Source organism: Parafannyhessea sp., from assembly GCF_051876455.1.
GTDB lineage: Bacteria > Actinomycetota > Coriobacteriia > Coriobacteriales > Atopobiaceae > Parafannyhessea.
Map to the genome: position 1 here is coordinate 1 of NZ_JBJEHW010000077.1, position 3,783 is coordinate 3,783.

The 3,783-nt window shown below is 64.0% G+C and carries 6 protein-coding genes; 3 read left to right on the forward strand and 3 right to left on the reverse strand.

The window, feature by feature from the left end:
- Positions 1–535, reverse strand: a 535-nt coding sequence (locus ACI38Z_RS03605) for a carboxymuconolactone decarboxylase family protein (RefSeq protein WP_439788821.1), incomplete at its 3' end; no start/stop codon positions are given.
- A gap of 12 nt (positions 536–547) precedes the next feature.
- Positions 548–1,045, reverse strand: coding sequence for a flavodoxin (locus ACI38Z_RS03610; RefSeq protein ID WP_439788822.1), 498 nt, complete (start codon positions 1,043–1,045; stop codon positions 548–550).
- Positions 1,046–1,333: 288 nt separating this feature from the next.
- Between ACI38Z_RS03610 and ACI38Z_RS03615 the strand changes: the two genes are divergently transcribed.
- From ACI38Z_RS03615 to ACI38Z_RS03625, 3 genes are all read left to right on the forward strand, one after another.
- Positions 1,334–1,588: a type II toxin-antitoxin system RelB/DinJ family antitoxin gene (locus tag ACI38Z_RS03615; protein ID WP_082667393.1), complete on the forward strand. Its 255-nt coding sequence runs from the start codon at positions 1,334–1,336 to the stop codon at positions 1,586–1,588.
- Positions 1,581–1,859 carry a type II toxin-antitoxin system RelE/ParE family toxin gene (locus tag ACI38Z_RS03620; RefSeq protein WP_059055956.1) on the forward strand — a complete coding sequence of 93 codons (279 nt, stop codon included), beginning with the start codon at positions 1,581–1,583 and terminating at the stop codon, positions 1,857–1,859. The genes ACI38Z_RS03615 and ACI38Z_RS03620 overlap by 8 nt, the downstream gene beginning before the upstream one ends.
- Positions 1,860–1,944: 85 nt before the next feature.
- Complete coding sequence (locus tag ACI38Z_RS03625) at positions 1,945–2,829, forward strand: LysR family transcriptional regulator (RefSeq protein WP_439788823.1); 885 nt, start codon at positions 1,945–1,947, stop codon at positions 2,827–2,829.
- Between the two features lie 8 nt (positions 2,830–2,837).
- Here the strand turns inward: ACI38Z_RS03625 and ACI38Z_RS03630 are convergent.
- A partial coding sequence (locus ACI38Z_RS03630; RefSeq protein ID WP_439788824.1) for an ATP-binding protein occupies positions 2,838–3,783 on the reverse strand: 946 nt, incomplete at its 5' end.

Sequence of the window (3,783 nt, forward strand, 5' to 3'; positions counted from 1 at the left end):
TGAGCACCTGGCCGCCCTTGTGGTGGATGTGCCAGTTGTTGCGGCAGCCCGGCTCAAAGGTGACGTTGGTGGCGCCCAGCTGCGGGTCGCCCAGCGGGGCCACCCAGCTGTTGCCCACAAAGTACTGGGCGTAGGCGTCGTTGGGCACGCCCTTGGGGAACTCCTTGGAAAGGCCAGACGGGTCGGCAATGCGCACGTTCTTCTCGCCCGCGGGCTCGTCCTCGTCGGCCCAGACCTCCTTGGCCAGGTTGAAGGCCGCCCAACCCTTGGGCCAACCGCTGTACATGGTTGCATGCGTGATGATCGCGGCGGCCTCGGCGCGCGTGACGCCGTTGTTGCGCGCGTTCTCAAGGTGGTAGCGCAGCGAGCTGTCCGTGATGCCCTGCGAAATCAGGGCCACGATGGTGACGATGCACTTGGTCTTGGTAGAGATGGCCTCCTGGTCCCACACCTCGCCAAAGAGCACGTCGTCGTTGAGGTGCGCGAACATGGGGGCGAACTCGCCCAGTGCGTTCCTACCTGCCGTCTGCTTCATGTCAGTTCCTCCTTATGCCAGGGCGGCCACGCGGCCAGCCCATCCCGTAACCTTGCGAGGGTCCGTCACCATGCGCGAGCCGCCGTCGGACCCAAACGTGACCGTGAGCGGCTCGGCCACCCGCGCGCCCTCTGCCAGCGCCGCCATGTCGTCCAGGGCGGTGCCCTCCCAACCGGCACAGGTCGAGAAGGGCACGACAACCTTGCCGCGCCAGTCCCCCGCGTGCAGCAGCGTGCGGACGGCGGGCGCCATGGTGTACCACCAGGTGGGCGTGCCCACGGCAATCACGTCGTACTCTGCCGGATCGTGCTCCAGCGGCTCGAGCTCGGGCTCAAAGCCCGCCTCGACCTCGCGCTTGCCCTGGTCGACGGTCTGGTCGTAGTCCTCGGGGTAGGGCACGGCAGTCTCGACGCGCTCGAGGTCGGCGTCGCAGGCATCCGCAAGCTCCTGCGCCACGCGCTCCGTGTTGCCGTTCGACCAGCTGTAGTACAGAACCAGAACCCGTCCCATGGGCACCTCCGTAGTGATTACACGCCGTCGGGCACACGGCCCTTCTTGCTAAACACAACATTAGTGGCTGGTACTGGAAATGTGAAATGCCTATGGACGTGAATTTGTCATACGTTCTATTTATTTCTACTGATAAGAATCTAGCACCTAGACTGGTAGCCAAACGAGGCAACTACTCGGCCGATGCCGTAGGGAGGCCTGTCACGACACCAGGATTGACCTCCAAGATGCACCCAATAGACGTACAATGGGTATACATTGTACTGAGGATAGTTGATGGGAGGAATCATGTCGGAAGCAAGGCTAAGCATACGAACGGACCCTAACCTCAAGAAGCAGGCGCAAGAGCTTTTCAACCAGATGGGGTTCGATATCTCTACGGCGGTCAACATCTTCCTCCGACAGTCGGTTCATGACCAGGCCCTTCCCTTCAGGCCTTCAGTCGAGGACCCCGACAGCATAGAGGCTCGCCGCCAGGCTGAAGCCGGTGAGGGCAAGCGTTATGCATCCGTATCCGACCTGATGGCAGACTTGGATGCTTAGGTCCATCCGTGCGTTGCCCATATTCGAGCGAGACATAAAGAAACTTCGCAAGAAGCATTTCGACATGGCGCTGCTCCAGGATGCAATCACAGCACTGTTCGAGGAGGACGAGTCCACGCTCGTTAGGCTGCGAGACCATGCGCTCAAGGGCAACTGGAAGGGTTACCGAGAGCTGCACATTGATGCCGATTGGCTGCTCATCTACCAGGTCGAGAGGGAAGAATTGGAGCTCGTTTTGGTCAGGTCGGGCTCACACGATAGTCTCCTGTAGGTGCTTTCTCTTGTTGGCATCGGCTTTCGAAGGACCCCGGTTAGCGAAACAATCCCTCTATCTACTTTCAAAATGAGGCATTGCCATGGAGCTGCGAACCCTGAACTACTTCCTCGCCGTCGCGCGCGAGCAGAACATGACCGAGGCCGCCAACGTCCTGCACGTGACGCAGCCCACGCTGTCGCGCCAGATGGCCGACCTCGAGCGCCAGCTGGGATGCACCCTCTTTGTGCGCACGAACCGCGCGACCACGCTGACCGCGGACGGCATGCGCCTGCGCCAGCGCGCGGAGGAGATCCTGCAGCTCGTGCGCCAGACCGAGGACGAGATGGGCACCCGCGAGGAGGTCGCGGGCGTCGTACGCATAGGTGCTGGCCAGACGCAGGCCATGCGCGTGCTGACGGACGCCTTTGCCGAGCTGCGCCGCGACCATCCCCGCGTGACGTGCGAACTCTATACCGGCAACGCAGACGCCGTGGAGGAGCGGCTCGAGCGCGGACTTGTGGACTTTGCCCTGATGCTTGAGCCCGTGGACGTGGAGAAGTACGACCACCTCGAGCTGCCGACCCGTGACACGGTGGGCGTCGTGGTGGGGACGCACGGCCCCTGGGGCAGGCTGGACGCCGTGACACCCGACGTGTTGGCGCGCATGCCGCTGCTGGTGAGCTCGCGCACGACGCACCGGAGCTACGACCTCGCAGCGTGGTCGGGCGGTACCGTCTCGCCAGCCGACCTCAACGTCGTGGGCACGTTCGACCTCATCGGCAATGCCGCGCTCCTGGCCGAGGCCGGCACCGCGTGCGTCCTTGGCATCAGCCACCTGCTGGAGCTGCAGACCAGCCGGCTTCGCTTCCTGCCGCTGGAACCCGCCCTCACCACGGGCTCCGTGGTCGCGTGGAAGAGGCACAGGCTCTTCTCGCCCGCGTGCCAGGCGTTCCTGGAACAGCTGCGGGCGACGTTGGCGGAGTAGCCGACTCCCTACTCCCCGTAGCGCGCCATGATGTCCTGCCGGTGCTGCAGCAGGTAGTCGCGCATGAACGGGATGGAAAACGCTACGAAGCCGGGAGCGGTGCTCTCTATGATCTGGCGCTCGATCAGAATCCTGCGATACGTGTTGGCGCTTGGCGCCGGCATGCCCATGCGACGCGCGACTTCGGACGTGGAAGAGGCACCCTCGTCCTGCGTCATGGCAAACAGGTAGTCCATCGCGGGCTTCGTCAGACCCGCGATGGCCGTCTCCAGGACGGAGGAGCCAAACTCACCCAGCGCCACCTCGACGCCGCGCCTCGCATCCGCCAGCGTGATGGTCGCGGACTCCGCCGCGTGGCGACGTCCTTCTCGCCAGACGTAGTACCCGACCAGCTGGATCAGATACGCGTAACCATGCGTCTGGCCAGCGGCGTAATCCAACGCGTCGTCGTCTATGCGAAGTCCCGAGGCCTCGATCGTCTTCCTGAGCGCACGGGCGACCTCGTCCGTCGGGATGCTGACGAGCTCCTCCGCCTTCGCGCGGCGCAGGAACGTGATTCCCTCGCCGTTCAGGAGGTCGAGCACGCCCGTCGTGATGCCCGCAAACAGCAACCCGATGTCCTGCTGCTCGCGAATCATGTACTGGACGCTCGTGGCTATGGCCGCCATCTCGTCGTGCGAGGCGTCCTGCACCTCGTCCACGGTTATCAGCAGGCCGGAGCCGTGCCTGGTCAGGGAGCGCGTCGCGCGGGACAGGACCTCCCTGAACGAGAGCTCCTCCGCCGCATTGCCAAGCCGCGCCTCCGCACTGACGATGGGCAGGGAGACCTTGATGTCCAGCGACCTAACGCGCGCGTCATGCGCAAGCTGCTCCTCGATCGAGGCGCAGAGCGGCTCCTTGCCCGAGACGTTCACCACCGTCCAGCCCCTGTCGCCGGCAAGTTCGCCCAGCTGG